Genomic DNA, 18,169 nt, shown 5'->3' on the forward strand with positions numbered 1-18,169 from the left:
GAAAACAGTCTGCACAGGAAGCCGGAAAGTACAACACTCACGGCACACGCGCAGCCCTTAACTGACGACACGCCGTAACCTCGCAGCCGTAAAATTGTGGCTACCGTCTTTTGTCAACAGAACCTAAACATCTAACCGTCTGATCTTCCCACACCCCGGGCACGTCAGCCGGAAAACTACCCTCATTCAGGTAATAACGCAGAGAAGACTCACCATCAGAAGAAGAAAACATATAAAATTATCCCGACCGGACAAAACTGTACACTGCCCAGGAAGCTCCGCCCGCACAAGAAGCCGGTTAATCATTTCATGACACCTGATTCACAGATACGGAGACACAGCGTTCTGTCCAGAAAATCACAGCCAGAAGCATATTATACCCCGGTAATAATCATAAGACCCGGATGATAATTTCAGACAGGCTCCCAGCCATCATTCCGCAGAACAACCCCCGCAAGATACAGACTGCCGCAGATCAGTACCCGCCCGGGTACTGCCCCCGGCAGGTCCGCCTGCTCCCTGATCCGGGTCAGCGCCTCTGCCACGGTCGGGCCAGGCTGCACCCGTCCGTCGCCGGATACAACGATCTCCTCAACGGTCAGGGCGAGGTGCTGATCCGGTTCCGCCACGGCGTATGCCGTTTCCGCACGCTCCAGCAACGGCCGCAGGAAGCCGGATGCGTCCTTGGTCTGTTTCATGCCCGCGATCAGAACCAGAGGCCGGTCCGCCCAGGCCGCCGTCTGCCGCGCAAGCGCCTCTCCCGCACCGGGATTGTGCCCGCCATCGAGCCACAGCTCCCACCCCCCGGGCAGCATTGCTGCCAGACGCCCGTGCAGCCGCTGAAGCCGCGCCGGCCATTCCACACGCCCGATACCGCCCCAGCCTGCCGCAGGAATCTCCAGCCCCGACGCCCGCAGCGCCGCAACGGCCAGACCCGCATTCTCAGCCTGATGCGCCCCGGGCAGGGACGGAAGCGGCAGATCCAGCCCTCCCCCAGCATCCTCGAACCACAGACCGTCTGCCCGCGTCTCAATCCGCCAGTCCTGCCCGTACAGCCGCAGGGAGACCCCGCTCACCGCTGCATTCTCGGCAAACACGGCCTCGGCCTCAGCCATCTGCCGCCCGCAGACAACCGGAATGCCAGGCTTCATGATCCCGGCCTTCTCACGCGCAATCGCCCCGATCGTGCGGCCCAGAAACGCCTCATGATCCATGGAGACCGGAGTGATCGCACAGGCTGCAGGACTACGCAGCACGTTCGTTGCATCGAAGCGTCCGCCAAGTCCGACCTCGATCACGGCGAGCTCCGCAGGGCTGCGCGAGAACAGCAGGAATCCCGCCGCAGTGAGAACCTCGAACACGGTGATCGGCGCGCCGTCATTCACGCGCTCGATCTCTTCAAGAACCGCGATCAGCTCATCCTCGCTGACCAGCTTCCCGGCCAGACGGAAGCGCTCACGCACATCGATCAGATGCGGAGAGGTCATGACATGAACCCGCCAGCCCGCGGCCTCTCCGATGGCCCGCAGCGTCGCGCAGGTGCTGCCTTTGCCGTTCGTTCCGGCCACATGAATGACAGGCGGAAGGCGCTCTTCCGGGTGTCCCAGACGCGCCAGAAGCGCCTCCAGACGCCCGAGGGATAAATCGATCAGCGCGGGATAGAGCCGGTTCAGGCGGTCGAGAATCTGCCCGGTCCGGCCGGTAAATTCAGCCGTCCCACCCCCGGAGAGCCCCATGCGGCCCGACCCGCTCAGGCTGCCTGAGACGGCGGCGCCGCATCCGGAACGGGCCCGTCAGGCTGGCCTTCAGTCCGCACCCCGTTCAGTAAACCGATGATGCGTCCCAGAGTCTCGCGCAGATCCTTACGCTCCACGACCATATCCAGCATGCCATGCTCCAGCAGATACTCAGAACGCTGGAAGCCTTCCGGCAGGGTCTCGCGCACCGTGTCCTGGATCACGCGCGGCCCGGCGAAGCCGATCAGCGCCTTCGGTTCGGCAATCTGCACATCCCCCAGCATTGCAAAGGACGCACTCACGCCACCGGTCGTCGGGTCTGTCAGGATCACGATATAGGGCAGGCCCTCTTCCTTAAGCATCTCCACCGCGACCGTCGTCCGCGGCATCTGCATCAGGCTGAGCATGCCCTCCTGCATACGCGCCCCGCCCGATGCGGTGAACACGACCAGAGGCGCACGCTGCAGGCGAGCCAGACGCGCAGCCGCGATGAACGCCTCACCCAGGGCCGTTCCCATGGTTCCCGCCATAAACTCGAACGCCATGATCGCGACAACCGCCGGCTGCCCGCTGATTTTGCCATGGGCCACGGCCAGCGCCTCATCCAGACGCGACCTGGAACGCGCATCCTTCAGGCGGTCCGTATATTTCTTCTGATCCCGGAAGCCGAGCGGATCGGCAGGAACCTTCGGAACCTCCGCCTGGGTCCAGCTGCCCTCGTCAAACGTCCAGGCAAAACGATCCGCGACGAGCGCCCGCATGTGATGTCCGCAATGCGGGCAGACATTCATGTTGCGGTGCAGTTCCTTCGTCAGGATCATCTGGCTGCAAGACCCGCAGTTGGTCCACAGATTATCCGGAACATCCCGGTGGAGCAGGCCGCGAATACGGGGCCGGACGTAGTCGGTAAGCCAGCTCATGAAGGATGCTCCGCTGCTTTCGGGTCAGTGCCGTGAATAGTCCCCGCGAAACACCGCCGGGAAGAACAGACGCCCCCTATACTCTGCACTCTCGCCCGATGCCAAGCAGCAGAACGGTATTTCCCATGCCGCCCGCAGAAAACAGGTCTGGAAATAGGCTTGCGGGCGCAACGGCTGCTACAGAGTACCGGAACCGGCTGCCTGAACGGGTTGCCGGTCCGCATCCGCAATCACCCCGTATGTCCGGCGGCCCCGCCGGAGCCGGGCAGGAGAAGAATCCTTGAACGACGGTCTGATCATCTTTCTTCACGGCGTCGGCAGCAGCGGCGCGGCTTTCGATCCGCTGATCACGCACTGGCGCAGGACCATGCCAGGTCTGAGCTTCGCCGCTCCGGACGCGCCGTTTCCTTTCGATATGGATCCGGCTGCCGCAGGATCCGGTGCGCGACAGTGGTTCAGCATCAGGGATGTCACGGAGGGCAATCGCGCGGAGCGGACGCGCGCCGCCCGTGCCGCTCTGGATGATGTGCTGAAGGACTGCCTGGAACGGGAAGGCTTCACCGGCCGGGAGGATCGCGTCGTGCTTGCGGGGTTCTCCCAGGGCGCCATCATGGCGCTGGATGTCGTGATGTCCGGGCGCTGGTCATTCGCCGGTGTCGTCGCCTTTTCCGGGCGTCTGGTGCCTGCGGAAGGAGGCACGCCCGCGACAGGAACGCCCGTCCTGCTGCTGCACGGGGATGCGGACCCCGTCATGCCGGTGCAGGAAGCCCCGCGGGCCCGCACGGCGCTTGAGGCTGCATGTGTCCCGGTCCGTCTTGCCGTCCTGCCCGGTCTTGGTCACTCCCTGTCTACGGAGGGCGCGGAGATCGCCGGAACATTCATCCGCTCACTGCTGGTATCCGCACCGGGCTGATCCCCGGGACCGGGGCAAATGTGTCGAAACCTTATCGGCCGATACCTTCCAGCCCCGGCACGGATATCCGGCGGACCGGCATACAGACCCGGACAATCGCGGAATTCCGTGATATACGGCCTCCCGGCAGGTGTCGCTGGCGAAAATGTGAGATGCGCCGGCAAGGCATACTGTGTGACAAACGCTACCCCGGTCAGCCGGCAGGTTTCCGGTGTGCTGGTCCGTATACGGGCAATAAGACAGATAAACAGATAACAGGCAGTTAAATCCCATGGCCAAAATTAAAGTTAAAAACCCGGTTGTCGAGCTTGATGGCGACGAGATGACGCGGATCATCTGGCACTTCATCAAGGATCGCCTGATTCTTCCCTATCTCGATATTGATCTGAAGTATTACGATCTGGGCATTGAGCACCGCGATGCCACGGATGACCGCGTGACGGTCGAGGCTGCAGAGGCCATCAAGAAATACCGCGTCGGCGTCAAATGCGCGACCATCACGCCGGATGAGGCCCGCGTTGAGGAGTTCGGCCTCAAGAAGATGTGGCGCTCCCCGAATGGCACGATCCGCAACATCCTCGACGGCACCATCTTTCGTGAGCCGATCATCTGCTCCAACGTGCCGCGTCTGGTCCCGCACTGGTCAAAGCCGATCGTCATCGGACGCCATGCCTACGGTGATATCTACCGCGCGGCAGAGACTAAGATCCCCGGTCCGGGCAAGGTCACGCTGAACTACGTTCCAGCCGACGGCGGAGAGCCGATGACGCTTGACGTGCAGGACTTCAAGGGCCCCGGCGTGGCTCTGGGCATGCACAACACGAAGGCCTCCATCGAAGGCTTCGCCCGCGCCTCCCTGACCTATGGCCGCGACCGCAAGCTGCCGGTCTATCTCTCCACCAAGAACACGATCCTCAAGGCCTATGACGGCATGTTCAAGGACGTGTTCCAGGAGGTCTATGAGCGCGAGTTCAAGGCTGATTTCGAGAAGCTCGGCCTGACCTATGAGCATCGTCTGATCGACGATATGGTCGCCTGCGCGCTCAAGTGGAACGGCGGCTATGTCTGGGCCTGTAAGAACTACGACGGAGACGTCGAGAGCGACATCGTGGCGCAGGGCTTCGGCAGCCTCGGCCTGATGACCTCCGTTCTGCTCGACCCGACCGGCCAGATCGTGGAGTCCGAGGCCGCCCACGGCACCGTGACCCGCCACTATCGCGAGCACCAGAAGGGCCGGCCGACCAGCACGAACCCGATCGCCTCCATCTTCGCATGGACGCGCGGTCTGGCCTATCGCGGCCGCTTCGACGACACGCCGGACGTTGTGGATTTCGCCCTGACCCTGGAGCGCGTCTGCGTCGAGGCCGTCGAGGCCGGTGAGATGACGAAGGATCTGGCGCTTCTGGTCGGCAAGGACGCGAAATGGCTCAACACCCAGGACTTCCTGGACGTTCTCGACAAGCGCCTCCAGAAAGCTCTCTGAGCCCGACATCCGGCCGGTCTTCTCCCGCATCCCGTGAGAAGACCGGCGGTAATAACACCTCGTTAAGCATACCGTGGCAGGCTCTGCCCCGGTATGCAGCGACTCCTTTCCCTCACCGCTCTTCTGATTCCCGGCCTGTGGACCACCACTGCCAGGGCACAGTTCGTCCCGGCCGTCTCGGCCCGCGGCGTCTGCACGGAAGCCGCGCTGATCGCGGAACACAGCCACCATATTCCCGAACAGTTCCTCGTCGCCGTCGGGCGTGTGGAAAGCGGGCGGCATCTGCCGGGCGGGCAGGTCATCCCCTGGCCCTGGACCGTCAATGCCGAGGGCCGGGGCTATGTCTATGAAAGCAAGGCGGACGCTATCGCCGCCGTAAAGGCTTTCCAGGCGCAGGGCATCCGCTCCATCGACGTGGGATGCTTCCAGGTCAATCTGATGCATCACGCCGGAGCGTTCGTCTCCCTGGACTCCGCCTTCGACCCTGTGACCAACGCGAACTACGCAGCCTCTTTCCTTTCGGATCTGTTCTCAAAAACCGGAAGCTGGCCCCATGCTGCAGCAGCCTACCACTCCTTCACTCCGGGAATCGGAGAGGCCTATCAGTGGAAAGTTCTGGAATCCTGGGCCACCCCGGCAGGGCTGTCTTCCGCCTCCTCTCCGGCACAGATGGCGGCCCGGAATGAAGCGCGCCGTGAGGCTTCAAAAGTCGCGATCGGCAACACACTGAGGCAGCACGTCTCCGCAACACCTTCTTTCGCCATAGCAGGCTCGTCCAGACCCTTCACCGGCGGTCTCGGCAACTTCACGACACCGCCGCCATCCCGTCCGACCATCTCCGCCGGAACCAACCGGAGCCTCGCCTTCTACCGGGCCAACCCTGTCCGCGTGGCACAGGTCTCCTCGCTGCTTCCGGGCCGGTTCTGAGACCGGATCATCTCAGCGCGCTGAGGCCACGTTCCGTCTGCTGTCCTCATCCTGTGCCGCAGCCATGTCATCCAGATCGACCATGGCACCCTCCGGGCTGATAGCCGGAATGTCGGACCGGACTGTCTCCCCGACCGGGCAGACCACAGCCTGAGGCAGCCGGGAAACCACGCCGAACGCCGTTCTCAGCGCCAGCGCACCGAAGACCACGACACCGATGCCTTCCCCGATCTGGACTCCGCCCGCACCATAACGCGCGCCATACATCACCAGCGGAATCGTTCCGAGCGTCGCCCGTCCCCAGTTGAAGAGCGTGGAATAGACCGGATGCCCGAGATTATTGAATGCGGAATTGGCGATGAACAGAAAGCCCATAAAAAACCAGCTCACCACGGTCCAGTTACAGAACAGCCGGACCAGATCGCCCCCGGCACCCGAGAGATGAAATCCCTCTACCAGCAGATCCTGCGTCAGCCACAGCACGCCCCACATCACCGCAACCGACAGGGTGATGATCTTTACGGCAACGATCAGAACCTCCCGGACGCGGCCGATCTGCCCCGCGCCGAGATTCTGCGCCATCACCGGCCCGACAGACCCGCTCAGGGAGAAGATGAACGCAAATGCAACCACCACGCTCCGGCTGACCGCCGCCTGTCCGGCCACTGCGCTCAGGCCGAATTGAGACATCGCCCCGGTCACCCAGACGCTCCCCAGCGGCGTCGCCAGGTTCGTCAGGACCGCAGGAACGGCAATCGGCCTGATCCGCCGGCTGTCCGCCAGGATGAAGCGCGGCTTCAGACGCCCGATCGCTCCCCGGGCTGAAGTCCGCCTCAGCCCGACCCCGGCCACCACGCCACGTGCCAGAACTGCACTGACCGCCGCGCCGGTCAGCCCCTCATGCAGACCGAAAATCAGCAGGGGATCAAGCAGGGCCGTGACCACTGCGCCGATCAGGGTCACGTTCATGGCCCCCTTCGCATCCCCGACGGAGCGCAGCAGCGCGGATGTCCCCATACCGAGGACCACAAGCGGCAGAAAGGGAGAGACCAGCCAGAGATACCCCGCGGCCTGTTCCAGCGTCTCCGGTGGCGCCTTCATCCAGTGAAGGATCATCCGTCCGGCCACAGCCGTCACAAGCCCCAGAACAGTCGAGATGATCACCATCGTAGCAAGAAACGAAGCAGCAACCCGGCGGGCCAGACCGCACTGCCCCGCGCCGATCAGCCGGCCGACACAGGCCCCGAGTCCGATGGTCATACCGATGCTGACGGCAATCTGCAGGCCGCTGACCGCACCGGCATATCCTATTGCCGCCGTCAGGGACGGATCCCCTAGATGGGCGATATAGGCCAGATTCAGAAGGTCAACCGCGAACACGGCTGTCAGCCCGATCGCACCGGTGCTGGTCATGGTCAGAACATGACGCATGATACTGCCCGTTACGAAACAGGCCCTGGCTGAGGAAGAATGCCCCGCTTTCATTCCGCTCCCGTATGGTTTCCTTCATGAGGAAACCGGCTTCTCCATACGATTATGCCATGAAGACTGGCCCGGGTGTATGCCCTGCCCGTCATATTTTCGTATGCCGCCTGATCTGCATGCCCGGAATCCGTGCGGACATCGGATGAAAACGGTATATTTAATGTGTAAATTTAATTTTTGTTAATATTTTTCGTCTATAACAAATATAATGAAGATTTTTTATTTTAATAATATCATTTTTTAGAAGTATAATAAATATATACTTAAAATATTCATTGTTTTATTTTCAATAACTCCCGTCGGGGCATACGCCGCAACATGTTCCTATGCCGGAAACTATCCCGACAGAGAGCTGGTCATAAATGTTCCCTCAACCCTTAATATCGGGCGGAACGTCTCCAATGGCAGCGTTCTCTTCCAGACCTCATCCAGAAGCGCTCCGTGGAACCAGACCATCATCTCCTGCCTCGGCACGCCCACCGGCGGGGTGATCAACAACATAGGTGCCCCCTCGCCCGACACCTACACGCCGTTTCCCACCAACATACCGGGCATCGGGTATATGATGTTCGTGGACAACAGCTATCTGACATCCTCGGAAATGGGATTCACCTCTCCCGCAGCCGCCTATCCTGACGCAGCATTTCCGAGCGTCAGCGCCTCCCAGAGAGTCTATTTCAAAACAGATATCGTCGTGGATTTCAGGTTCGTCAAAACCGGCGATATCATCCTGACCGGCGGAAACAATACCATCTCGGGAACCATCGCCTCCCTGGCCGTGAACGATCTGACCTTCATGCCGATCCGGCTCTCCGGAACCATGGCCGTGACCACTCCTTCCTGCTCGGTCTCCTCCCCTTCCGCAAATGTCAGCCTGTCCGCCACGAGTGTCCTGAATCTGCCATCCGTCGGCAGCACCGCGCAGGAGACCCCTTTTTCGATTGATCTGAACTGCACGGCCAGTATGAGCGTGAATATTTCCTTCGTCCCCGTGGGAACAGCCTCCGGCATTACCGGGGTCCTGCTGCCCACATCAGGCACGGCAAAGGGGGTGGGTATCAGGCTGACGGACACCAGCAGAAACCCTGTCAGCTTCAGCCAGACATTCTCAGCCGGAACGTCCTCTTCGGGAAGCTGGTCGGTTCCTCTGCTGGCCAGCTATTACCGCACGGGCGCCCTGAGCGCCGGAAGCCTGTCCGCCGGCGTGACATTCACCCTCAGCTACCCCTGACAGCCTGCCCTCGAACAGGCTGCAGACAGGACCGGCACCGGCCTCCGATACGATATGTTTTGCCTTTCCTTCGTAAAACAGGATATTTCCCGGATCATCTTCCTTTTCCCGGCTTCGCTGAGGACTGACCAGACCCATGACATCCCCCCTGCAGGCCACCATCCGGGATTTTCAGACTGCCGTGTCACAGGCAGAACCGTCATCCGTGCCGTTCCGCCACTGGACGATCAGTGACGTCCTGCCACAGGCCGCGTGTCAGGCTCTCGTGGAATGGGAACCCGGCGAGACCCATCTCGCAGGCGACACGGGCGGACGACGCGAGACACGCAACGAGGCACGGGTGTTTGTAGAGCCGGAAATCCGTGCCCGTGATCCGCGCCTGGACGAACTGGCCGTGACCCTCGACAGTCCGGAGGCACGCGCTGCGATCACCCGGCTGTGCGGCACGCCTCTGGACCAGACGGCCCTGCGGCTGGAGCTGAGCCTCGATACGGACGGGTTCTGGCTGGAGCCGCACACCGATATCGGCGCCAAGAAACTGACGCTGCTGATCTCGCTTTCCGTCTCGCCGGATGCGGATCAGTGGGGCACGGATCTGATGGATGCGGACGGACATTCCGTAAAACGCAGCTCCGGGCGTTTTAATACCGGCACGCTGTTCGTGCCCGGCACCGACACCTGGCACGGCTTCGTCCGGCGGCCGATTTCGGGAGTCCGTCGCGGCCTGATCGTCAATTTTGTCGATTCCTCCTGGCGTGCGGTGCATGAGCTGGCATTCGGACCGGCTCAGTAACAAATTCCTCCGCAGCGTGTAGCAGAATTCTCCGTCAGGAACGGGTTCCGATGCAGGCCCGACTGTGCCAGAAAGCTTCCCGACATATATCCGGGGGACAACCGGCTGTCTGCGGCAGCGTGCGCTGAGGCATCCGTATAACGAGGGGGAAACGGGGATGAGCGAACGGGAAACAATGGAGTTCGACGTGGTCATCGCGGGTGGCGGCCCGGCGGGACTGGCGGCGGCGATCCGTCTGAAGCAGCTCTCCCCGGATGCCTCCGTCTGTCTGATCGAGAAGGGCAGCGAGATCGGCGCGCATATCGTCTCCGGTGCCGTGATCGAGCCGCGTTCCCTGTCCGAACTGATCCCCGACTGGAAAGAGCGCGGCGCCCCGCTGAATACGCCGGTTACGGAAGAGCAGATGCTGTTCCTGACCGAAAGCCGCAGCTATCGTATCCCGATGCTGGATCGTGTGATGCCGCATATGGCCAATCACGGGAATTACATCGTCAGCCTTGGCGAGGTCTGCCGCTGGCTGGCGGCTCAGGCCGAGGAACTGGGGGTGGAAATCTATCCGGGATTTGCCGGAGCCGAAGTGCTGATCGAGAACAACCGCGTGGTCGGCGTCGCGACCGGCGATATGGGCATCTCGCGTGACGGCTCGGAAGGGCCGAACTATCAGCCCGGCATGGAGCTGCGGGCAAAATATACGCTGTTCGCTGAAGGCTGCCGCGGCTCCCTGACTGCAAAGATCATACAGCATTATGACCTGCGCAGGGACGCGGACCCGCAGACCTACGGGCTGGGGATCAAGGAGATCTGGGAAATCCCGGCGGAAAAACATCGGCCGGGCCTGGTGCAGCACAGCTTCGGCTGGCCGCTTGATGACAAAACCTATGGCGGTGCCTGGCTGTATCATTTCGGCGAGAATCTCGTGTCCTACGGCTTCGTCACCGGGCTGGACTATGCCAACACTTGGATGTCTCCCTTCGAGGAAATGCAGCGCACGAAGCTGCATCCGGCCTTCCGGGAACATTTCGAGGGAGGCCGCCGTCTGACCTATGGCGCGCGTGCCCTTTCGGAAGGCGGACTGCAGTCCATCCCGCGCCTGACCTTCCCCGGCGGCGCACTGATCGGGGATTCCGCAGGCTTCCTCAACGTGCCCAAGATCAAGGGCACCCATACCGCCATGAAATCCGGCATGCTGGCTGCGGAGGCCGTGACCGAGGCTCTGGCCGCAGACCGGCCCGAACCCGCCACCTTTACGGCAAAGGTCCGCGCTTCCTGGCTGTGGGAGGAACTGCGGACCGCACGGAACATCCGCCCGGCCTTTGCCCGCTGGGGCGCGAAAGGCGGCGCGCTCTATTCCGGGATCGACGCGATGCTGTTCCGGGGTAAGGCGCCCTGGACGCTGCATTTCCGCCATCAGGATAATGAGGAGCTGAAGGCCGCCAGCCTGTCTCCGAAGATCGCCTATCCGAAACCGGACGGGAAGATCACCTTCGACCGCCTGTCCTCCGTCTTCCTCTCGGGCACCAATCATGAGGAAGATCAGCCCGTGCATCTGAAGCTGCGGAATCCGGAGATGTGGAAGACCGTCAACTGGGACGTCTTCCGCGCGCCGGAAAGCCGCTACTGCCCGGCAGGCGTCTATGAGGTTGCGGATGAGGAAACCAATCCGCGTCTGGTGATCAACGCCCAGAACTGCGTCCACTGCAAAACCTGCGATATCAAGGACCCGACGCAGAATATCGAATGGTGCACGCCCGAAGGCAGCGGCGGCCCGAACTATCCCGCAGGTATGTAGGAACACGGCGGCGGACAGGCCCTGAGCCCCCTGTCCGTTATTCGTGATGATTACGATACGATCCGGAAAACTTTCTGTCTTTCGCGGCGTTGGGACCCTGTTCTTCCACCGCTCAGAGTCCGAGACAGAAAATGAAGCTGTTCTCCTGTCAGTCCTGCGATCAGATTCTCTTTTTTGAAAACACACATTGCGGGAGCTGCGGTCACAGCCTCGGCTTCGACAGCGAGGCCCAGGACCTGCTCACCCTGGAACCTGATGGTGAAAACGGCTGGAAGCCGGTCGGTGCGCCTGAGGCCCCGTCCCGTTTCCTGTGCAGCAACGCACGGCACGGCGTCTGTAACTGGCTGGTCCCTCCCGATGACCAGACCGGCGGGTGGTGTGTGGCCTGCCGCCATAACCGGGTTATCCCCGATCTCTCCCTGGACGACAATCTGAAGCTCTGGAGCGATATCGAAGTGGCGCGCCACCGTCTGTTCTACACGCTGATCGTCCTGAACCTGCCCCTGCCTACACGGGCGGAGAATCCGGAAAGCGGCCTCGTGTTCGATTTCCCCAATGACGCACCCGACGTCATGACAGGGCATGATGAAGGCGTGATCACCATCGCGCTCAAGGAAGCCGATCCGGTCGAGCGCGAGAAAATGCGCGTCAGCATGGGCGAGTACTACCGTACGCTGCTGGGTCATTTCCGGCATGAAATCGGGCATTTCTACTGGAACGTACTGGTGCGCGATGCCGGCAAGGCAGAAGCGTGCAAGGCTGTCTTCGGCGACCATGATCAGGATTACGGCGCTGCCCTGCGCGAACACTACGAAAACGGTCCGCCGCCGGACTGGCAGAACAATTATGTCAGTTCTTACGCCACCACCCATGCCTGGGAGGATTTCGCGGAAACCTGGGCGCATTACCTGCATATCGTGGATACGATGCAGACCGCGATGGCATATGGCATGGTGATCCGTCCGAAGATTGATCACGACAGCCACATGTCCGGACGCTACGACTTCGATCCGTACCACGCCGGAGCCTTCGAGCAGATCATCAGTGCCTGGCTGCCCCTGACCTACGCAACGAACTCCCTCGCCCGGTCAATGGGGCAGCCGGATGTCTATCCGTTTGTCCTGCCGGAGCCGGTGATCGGAAAAATGCGCTTCATCCACGAGCTGGTGCACGGGATGGTATAATCCGGCCCGGTCTTACCCTGCGGAAGGAAGACCGGTCCCGATCTGCTTGATGTCATGGAACGCGATATCCGGATTCTGCTCCTGTGTACGGCTCATCATGAAAGCCGAACTCGCGAACAGAACCGGATCTCCGTCGATATCATCCGCAACGGAAGAGCGGTTGGTCGTGACCAGTTTGTCGATCGCCTCCGCCGGTCCGGACACCCAGCGCACTACTGAAAACGGCACCGGCTCGAACCCGGCCGCCACCCCATACTCTCCGGCCAGCCGGGTCTGGAGCACGTCAAGCTGCAGCACGCCGACCACGCCGACAATCGGCTGCGCGCCGTCCTGCGGGCGGAAGAGCTGCACCACGCCCTCCTCAGCCAGTTCGCCCAGCGCCTGGCGCAGTTTCTTTGCTTTCATCGCATCGTCCAGCCGCACGCGACGCAGGATTTCCGGAGCGAAATACGGAACACCGGTGAAACGCAGTGCCTCACCTTCGGTCAGCGTATCTCCGATCCGGAGCGTACCGTGGTTGGGGATGCCCACGACGTCACCCGCGAACGCCTCTTCCGCCAGCTGACGATCGCGCGCGAAGAAAAACTGCGGCGTGTGCAGGGCGAAGGTCTTGCCCGTGCGGGTGTGCAGCAGCTTCATATTGCGCTCCAGACGCCCTGAGCAGACGCGGGCAAAGGCAATACGGTCGCGGTGATTGGGGTCCATGTTCGCCTGAATCTTGAAGACCAGCGCGCTCATCCCGTCCTCATCCGCATGCACCACACGGGTTTCCGTCGCATGATCTCCCGGAGGCGGGCCGAACTCCACCAGCGCGTCCAGCAGATCGGTCACGCCGATTTCCTTCATGGCACTGCCGAAAAAGACCGGCGTCAGATGGCCTTCCGTAAAAGACTCATGATCGAAAGCAGGCAGTCCCGCCTCGGCCAGCTCCACCTCATCCTTCAGATCCGCCATGCGCTGATCATCATCCGCGACCGGCGTGCTGAGTGAGAACGTCTTTTTCCGGAGATCATACGTCCCCGCAAAACCGGCTGCGCGCCCGACGGGCCAGGTCGCCGGAGCGGTATCGAGCGCAAGTGCGGAGGAAATCTCGTCAAGCAGGGCGAACGGGTCCTGCGCCTCACGGTCCATCTTGTTGATGAAGGTCACGATCGGAATATCGCGCAGACGGCAGATCTCGAACAGCTTGCGTGTCCGGTCCTCGATACCTTTTGCCGCATCGATCACCATGACAGCTGAGTCCACCGCCGTCAGCGTGCGGTAGGTATCCTCGGAGAAGTCCTCATGGCCCGGCGTGTCCAGCAGGTTGAAGACGCAGCCGCCATATTCGAACGTCATCACGGAGGTTACGACGGAAATTCCGCGATCCCGCTCGATGCCCATCCAGTCCGACCGGGTCCGGCGGCGCTCGCCCTTGGCGCGCACGTTTCCTGCCATCTGGATCGCACCGCCCGCCCGCAGAATGCGCTCCGTGAGCGTCGTCTTACCGGCGTCAGGGTGAGAGATGATGGCGAAGGTGCGCCGTTTCGCGATGGCGTCCCGGATGATCTCGACGGAAGCGGACATGGAGCGGCCAGTCTTTCTGTCTGCCACCGGCACGAGGCACGGTTACAGGTCTGATAAAAAAAGAAAACCGGATAGAAAGAGGGCTTTCTATCCGGTCTGCACGTCTCAGAAGACAGAACTCAGCGGGAGTAGAACTCGACCACCAGGTTCGGCTCCATCTGCACCGGATACGGCACGTCAGAGAACTTCGGCGCACGGAGATACGTGCCCTTCATCTGGCGATGATCGACCTCCATATACTCCGGAACGTCGCGCTCTCCGGACTGGGCCGCGTCGAGAACGACGGCCAGCTGCTTGGATTTCTCACGCACCTCGATCACGTCACCGTCACGGACGAGGTAGGACGGGATGTTCACCTTCTTGCCATTGACCATGACATGGCCGTGGCTGACGAACTGGCGGGATGCGAACGGCGTGATCGCGAACTTCATGCGGTAGATCACGGCGTCCAGGCGGCGCTCGAGAATCGCGATGAGGTTCTCGGAGGTGTCACCCTTACGGCGGACTGCCTCGTCGTAATATTTGCGGAACTGCTTCTCGCTGATGTTGCCGTAGTAGCCTTTGAGCTTCTGCTTGGCCATCAGCTGCACGGAGAAGTCGGACGGCTTGCCCTTACGGCGCTGTCCGTGCTGTCCGGGACCGTATTCGCGGCGGTTGACCGGAGACTTCGCACGGCCCCACAGGTTAACGCCGAGACGACGGTTAATCTTGTATTTGCTTTCGAGGCGCTTGCTCATTCTGCGCTCTGTCTTTCACATCTGGCCCCGGAGGCGCGCTCCGCAGGGCTGTGGCACCAGTAGTTCCCGTCCGGTCGGACGAGACGGGCGCAGTCCGAATCATCAGCGCGGGTAAAGCATCCCCGCACTGACCAGCCTGTCCTCATTCCCGGCAATGGGCGCGCCTATGGACGACTGCCCGGAAAATGTCAACCCGGAGGCGTCAGGAAGCGACGGCTTCCTCCTCTTCCTCATCACTGGCGGGACCGTCCTCGTCTCCGTCCTCACCCTCTTCCGGCTGGCCCTGCTGTGCATGCTGCGTGCGGCGTCCGGCCAGACGTTCCTGGCGCTCCTGCTGCGCCTGCTGGGCGGCCTGGGTCATGGCGTTGAGGATGCGGAAATAATGCTCAGCGTGCTGGAAGAAGGCCTCTGCCGTCACGCGGTCCCCGGCTCCGGTCGCATCACGGCCAAGCTGGAGATATTTCTCGAAAAGCTGCTGCGCCGTGCCACGGATACGCCCCTCGGGACCGCTGCTGTCGAACACATGATTCCGGTTCAGCGGGATCTGCCCGTTCAGGTTGCGGCTGCCACCGCCACCACCGCCTGACGGGCGGTGATTCCGGTTCCGGAGTCTTTTTACATTCATATTATTACCAGGCTTCATGGGAACTCGGACATGTTTACGGATGAAGGGGCATCGCGCCGGCCATGTCCGGAAGTCTTTCCGAACGCCACCGCGCGGGGAATACCACCGGCATCTTCACGAATACCGGCGAGTGTCAGTCCGGAACGCTCCGCGATCCGGATAATATCGGAACTCTGACCTGCTCCGGCCTCGATAACGGCCAGACCGCCCTCGGCCAGAAGATCCGGCAGGGAAGGAATCAGTTTCCTGTAGTCGTCGAGGCCATCCGGACCGCCATCAAGGGCGGAAGCAGGCTCGAACCGTGCAACATCCGGCATCAGGCCGGGAATATCTCCGCGAGGGATATACGGAGGATTGCAGAGTATCACATCAAACTGTCCGCCTAGAGCCGTTCCCCAGTCTGCTGCAATAAAGAAGCAGCGGGAATCAAGCTGATTTCTGCGCGCATTTGCCGATGCTAGGAAAACCGCTTTCGCGGACAGATCCGTCCCGCAGCCTGTGGCCTCGGGGTATTCCGCCAGGGCCGCCAGCAGAAGGCAGCCTGTCCCTGTTCCCAGATCAAGTATGTTTCTGACACCATTCCTGTCCGGACGCAAGTCACACAGGCATTCAATCAGGGATTCCGTATCACTCCGCGGGATCAGTGTGGCCGGAGAGACACCCATATCGAGGGTCCAGAACCCGCGCGAGCCGGTTATATAGGCCAGAGGCTCCCGCGTGAGTCTGCGGTCTGCCGCCCCGGCCAGCGATCCGGCCGTGCCCGCAGGCAGCACTTCCTTTCCGCGGGTCAGCTGCGCCACGAGCGTCAGGCCGCAGGCATGTTCCACAAGCAGGCGGGCTTCCCTGCGCGGATCTTCGATCCCTGCCGCGGCAAGGGCCGGGGTGATGATATCGAGCGCCTGTGATATGGTCAGGTCAGCGGAGGTAAGCGCATGTCTGAGAGAGTCCAGGGGAATATCCCTCCCGTCCTGTCTTCGGGCCGTTTCAGGCGATCCATCTGCGGACTGCTTGCTCTGGCCGGATTTTCTGCATCTGCCCCCCTCGCCCGGGCCGCCGGTTTTACCGTGGTCGACGGGCGCTCTGCCCAGGAAGTCTCGGAGACATCGCGTCTCTACCTTGATGGCCGTCTGGTGGCAACGTTCAGGCTCGGGCCGGACCGGGATGAGGACGTCCAGCAGATTTCTCTCCCTTCCGGCAGCGGGCCTGATTATCACTACTCCCTGTGCGGCGAGATCACGATCCGTAAGCCCGGCGGCTCCGGAACCGAAACCCATGTCGTCAGCAGTTCCGGCATTCTGCACGCTCCGGAAGGACATGTCTTTGACGCCTACGGAGATGCGGGCTTCACGGATTTCTTTCTGCTCGATCCGGACTCTCCGCAGACCACCGAGCACAGACCGGGAAAACCCGGCATGTGCGACAGTCCGATCAGCTGATTCCCCCGGTCAGCCCTGCTTCGGGACCTGCATGATATTGTAGAGCAGTCTTGCATCGCTGATGACTGAACGGAAAGAGGCCGCTACGTTTCTGGACATCACCTTACGCGTTGCGGCCCGGAACTGCCCGTTTGCCAGATCCTGAGCGGCATCTGACAGCGTGACAGCCCCGTACATGATGGCGCTTGTATCGCGGTAGCATGACATCATGCACTCCGTGCAGCGGGACCGGTCCTCAGGCAGTTTTTCAAAATCAAATACTGACCCCATGGGCCGGTCCCAGGCCTCGCAGCGCCATACGTTCAGATCCCAGTCCATATAGTAATACCGGAAGCCGCCGACGCAGGGGAAATGCTTTTCCTCACGCCGGACATGGCGCTGAATATCCTGAACGGATGAAACAGGATTGAGGACAGGAAAGCGTTTTTTCAGTGCGATGATATTATCCAGCGCTTCCAGAAGCTCACTCTGACTGAAGCTGATTAGATGTTTGGTCCCGGGATTTAGTTCACTTGATTCATCAAACACCAAGGAGCTGGAACCGAATGCCTCCTGTCGCGGATAGGAAAACGTGACGGCGTCAAAACCCAGGAAAGACAGCGTTTTCGCCAGTTCCTTAAAATTGACCAGACGAGAAAGGGTGAATGACGCAATGACGGGAATCCGTCGGTCGCGGACCAGCTCTATGCCTTTCTGAATACGTCTGGTGACGCCTTTCAGACCGCGATTTTCCTCGTGCCGCACCACGTCATCGCTGTCGAAGGAAATAAAGAGGTTGTGCAGCCCGGCATCGGCCAGCTCCTCTGTCATATCGGGCAGATTCCATCCGTTGGTGATCAGATCCGGCTTCATGCCCTCCGCACGGACGGCGCGGATCATGTCCATGATGTGCGGATGCAGCAGAGGCTCCCCGCCCTGAAAATTCACGAAGGAAATGTCGCTCCGCCTCAGGATCGGGAGCGCGCGGATAAAAGCCTTATGGTCGATGAGGGTCCGCGGCCTGCCTTTCATCTTGCTTTTGGCAAAGCCGCATAAATTACAGTCTGCATTGCAGTAATCCGTCACCGAGACATCAATGGCACCGGGAATCAGAGACAGAAGCCTGCGGCCGATCTCGATTGTCATGATACACCCCCTTACAGTGCGTTACATTTAAATACAAAACGTAAGAGGGCCTGTAAAATCAGATCAGATATGGCCTACGGCGTGTCGTCAGTTAAGGCCTGATTGCGGCACGTGAGGGTTGTACTTTGTGGCTGTGTGTGCTGACTGTTTTCCCGGTTTTGAGGGAGACAGACAGATGCGGCGTTACGGTTTACGCGACGATCAGTGGGAACGGATAAA

The 18,169-nt window shown here is 61.1% G+C and carries 16 protein-coding genes; 8 read left to right on the forward strand and 8 right to left on the reverse strand.

The genetic code is table 11. The annotated features are described in order from the left end of the window. Window positions 1-413: 413 nt before the first annotated feature. On the reverse strand, window positions 414-1,736 hold the full coding sequence (locus LOC54_RS07455; RefSeq protein WP_279313196.1) for a bifunctional folylpolyglutamate synthase/dihydrofolate synthase: 1,323 nt from the start codon (window positions 1,734-1,736) through the stop codon (window positions 414-416). A gap of 14 nt (window positions 1,737-1,750) precedes the next feature. Beyond that, window positions 1,751-2,656: an acetyl-CoA carboxylase, carboxyltransferase subunit beta gene (gene accD / locus LOC54_RS07460; protein ID WP_279313197.1), complete on the reverse strand. Its 906-nt coding sequence runs from the start codon at window positions 2,654-2,656 to the stop codon at window positions 1,751-1,753. 280 nt (window positions 2,657-2,936) lie between these two features. Between accD and LOC54_RS07465 the strand changes: the two genes are divergently transcribed. From LOC54_RS07465 to LOC54_RS07475, 3 genes are all read left to right on the forward strand, one after another. Beyond that, window positions 2,937-3,569 carry an alpha/beta hydrolase gene (locus tag LOC54_RS07465; protein ID WP_279313198.1) on the forward strand — a complete coding sequence of 211 codons (633 nt, stop codon included), beginning with the start codon at window positions 2,937-2,939 and terminating at the stop codon, window positions 3,567-3,569. Between the two features lie 271 nt (window positions 3,570-3,840). Beyond that, window positions 3,841-5,052: an NADP-dependent isocitrate dehydrogenase gene (locus LOC54_RS07470; protein WP_279313199.1), complete on the forward strand. Its 1,212-nt coding sequence runs from the start codon at window positions 3,841-3,843 to the stop codon at window positions 5,050-5,052. Between the two features lie 93 nt (window positions 5,053-5,145). Beyond that, window positions 5,146-5,979, forward strand: a complete 834-nt coding sequence (locus LOC54_RS07475; RefSeq protein ID WP_279313200.1) for a transglycosylase SLT domain-containing protein — start codon at window positions 5,146-5,148, stop codon at window positions 5,977-5,979. A 12-nt stretch (window positions 5,980-5,991) separates the two neighbouring features. Here the strand turns inward: LOC54_RS07475 and LOC54_RS07480 are convergent, their stop codons facing one another. Next, the gene (locus LOC54_RS07480) at window positions 5,992-7,410 is read right to left on the reverse strand and encodes an MATE family efflux transporter (protein ID WP_279313201.1); all 1,419 of its coding nucleotides are present in this window, start codon (window positions 7,408-7,410) and stop codon (window positions 5,992-5,994) included. 541 nt (window positions 7,411-7,951) lie between these two features. Between LOC54_RS07480 and LOC54_RS07485 the strand changes: the two genes are divergently transcribed. The 4 genes from LOC54_RS07485 (at window position 7,952) to LOC54_RS07500 (ending at window position 12,461) form a co-directional block, all read left to right on the forward strand. Next, window positions 7,952-8,695, forward strand: a complete 744-nt coding sequence (locus LOC54_RS07485; protein WP_279313202.1) for a fimbrial protein — start codon at window positions 7,952-7,954, stop codon at window positions 8,693-8,695. A gap of 136 nt (window positions 8,696-8,831) precedes the next feature. Beyond that, the gene (locus LOC54_RS07490) at window positions 8,832-9,488 is read left to right on the forward strand and encodes a 2OG-Fe(II) oxygenase (protein ID WP_279313203.1); all 657 of its coding nucleotides are present in this window, start codon (window positions 8,832-8,834) and stop codon (window positions 9,486-9,488) included. A 157-nt stretch (window positions 9,489-9,645) separates the two neighbouring features. After that, window positions 9,646-11,277, forward strand: coding sequence for an electron transfer flavoprotein-ubiquinone oxidoreductase (locus LOC54_RS07495; RefSeq protein ID WP_279313204.1), 1,632 nt, complete (start codon window positions 9,646-9,648; stop codon window positions 11,275-11,277). A 131-nt stretch (window positions 11,278-11,408) separates the two neighbouring features. Then, a complete protein-coding gene (locus LOC54_RS07500) occupies window positions 11,409-12,461 on the forward strand; it encodes a putative zinc-binding peptidase (protein ID WP_279313205.1) in 1,053 nt (350 codons plus the stop codon). A 12-nt stretch (window positions 12,462-12,473) separates the two neighbouring features. Here the strand turns inward: LOC54_RS07500 and LOC54_RS07505 are convergent, their stop codons facing one another. The 4 genes from LOC54_RS07505 to prmC form a co-directional block, all read right to left on the reverse strand. Continuing rightward, complete coding sequence (locus tag LOC54_RS07505; protein WP_279313206.1) at window positions 12,474-14,027, reverse strand: peptide chain release factor 3; 1,554 nt, start codon at window positions 14,025-14,027, stop codon at window positions 12,474-12,476. A gap of 119 nt (window positions 14,028-14,146) precedes the next feature. After that, window positions 14,147-14,764, reverse strand: coding sequence for a 30S ribosomal protein S4 (gene rpsD, locus LOC54_RS07510; protein ID WP_279313207.1), 618 nt, complete (start codon window positions 14,762-14,764; stop codon window positions 14,147-14,149). Window positions 14,765-14,966: 202 nt separating this feature from the next. Continuing rightward, the gene (locus tag LOC54_RS07515; protein WP_279313208.1) at window positions 14,967-15,389 is read right to left on the reverse strand and encodes a DUF4167 domain-containing protein; all 423 of its coding nucleotides are present in this window, start codon (window positions 15,387-15,389) and stop codon (window positions 14,967-14,969) included. A 14-nt stretch (window positions 15,390-15,403) separates the two neighbouring features. Then, a complete protein-coding gene (gene prmC / locus LOC54_RS07520; RefSeq protein ID WP_408740319.1) occupies window positions 15,404-16,303 on the reverse strand; it encodes a peptide chain release factor N(5)-glutamine methyltransferase in 900 nt (299 codons plus the stop codon). An 18-nt stretch (window positions 16,304-16,321) separates the two neighbouring features. On the opposite strand from prmC, the gene LOC54_RS07525 reads away from it, so the two are divergent. Further along, window positions 16,322-16,825: a hypothetical protein gene (locus LOC54_RS07525; RefSeq protein ID WP_279313211.1), complete on the forward strand. Its 504-nt coding sequence runs from the start codon at window positions 16,322-16,324 to the stop codon at window positions 16,823-16,825. A gap of 9 nt (window positions 16,826-16,834) precedes the next feature. On the opposite strand, the gene LOC54_RS07530 is transcribed toward LOC54_RS07525, so the two are convergent. Then, on the reverse strand, window positions 16,835-17,950 hold the full coding sequence (locus LOC54_RS07530) for a radical SAM protein (protein WP_279313209.1): 1,116 nt from the start codon (window positions 17,948-17,950) through the stop codon (window positions 16,835-16,837). Window positions 17,951-18,169: the final 219 nt, after the last annotated feature.

The organism is Acetobacter sp. AN02 (genome assembly GCF_029759835.1).
Taxonomy (GTDB): Bacteria; Pseudomonadota; Alphaproteobacteria; order Acetobacterales; family Acetobacteraceae; genus Acetobacter.

What these genes read in the sequence shown, in the direction of transcription:
- LOC54_RS07515 (WP_279313208.1), bottom strand. Translation starts at nt 15,389, where the DNA reads ATGAATGTAAAAAGACTCCGGAACCGGAATCACCGCCCGTCAGGCGGT.
- LOC54_RS07490 (WP_279313203.1), top strand. Translation starts at nt 8,832, where the DNA reads ATGACATCCCCCCTGCAGGCCACCATCCGGGATTTTCAGACTGCCGTG.
- LOC54_RS07475 (WP_279313200.1), top strand. Translation starts at nt 5,146, where the DNA reads ATGCAGCGACTCCTTTCCCTCACCGCTCTTCTGATTCCCGGCCTGTGG.
- LOC54_RS07525 (WP_279313211.1), top strand. Translation starts at nt 16,322, where the DNA reads ATGTCTGAGAGAGTCCAGGGGAATATCCCTCCCGTCCTGTCTTCGGGC.
- rpsD (WP_279313207.1), bottom strand. Translation starts at nt 14,764, where the DNA reads ATGAGCAAGCGCCTCGAAAGCAAATACAAGATTAACCGTCGTCTCGGC.
- LOC54_RS07500 (WP_279313205.1), top strand. Translation starts at nt 11,409, where the DNA reads ATGAAGCTGTTCTCCTGTCAGTCCTGCGATCAGATTCTCTTTTTTGAA.
- LOC54_RS07470 (WP_279313199.1), top strand. Translation starts at nt 3,841, where the DNA reads ATGGCCAAAATTAAAGTTAAAAACCCGGTTGTCGAGCTTGATGGCGAC.
- LOC54_RS07455 (WP_279313196.1), bottom strand. Translation starts at nt 1,736, where the DNA reads ATGGGGCTCTCCGGGGGTGGGACGGCTGAATTTACCGGCCGGACCGGG.
- LOC54_RS07530 (WP_279313209.1), bottom strand. Translation starts at nt 17,950, where the DNA reads ATGACAATCGAGATCGGCCGCAGGCTTCTGTCTCTGATTCCCGGTGCC.
- accD (WP_279313197.1), bottom strand. Translation starts at nt 2,656, where the DNA reads ATGAGCTGGCTTACCGACTACGTCCGGCCCCGTATTCGCGGCCTGCTC.
- LOC54_RS07505 (WP_279313206.1), bottom strand. Translation starts at nt 14,027, where the DNA reads ATGTCCGCTTCCGTCGAGATCATCCGGGACGCCATCGCGAAACGGCGC.
- LOC54_RS07480 (WP_279313201.1), bottom strand. Translation starts at nt 7,410, where the DNA reads ATGCGTCATGTTCTGACCATGACCAGCACCGGTGCGATCGGGCTGACA.
- LOC54_RS07495 (WP_279313204.1), top strand. Translation starts at nt 9,646, where the DNA reads ATGAGCGAACGGGAAACAATGGAGTTCGACGTGGTCATCGCGGGTGGC.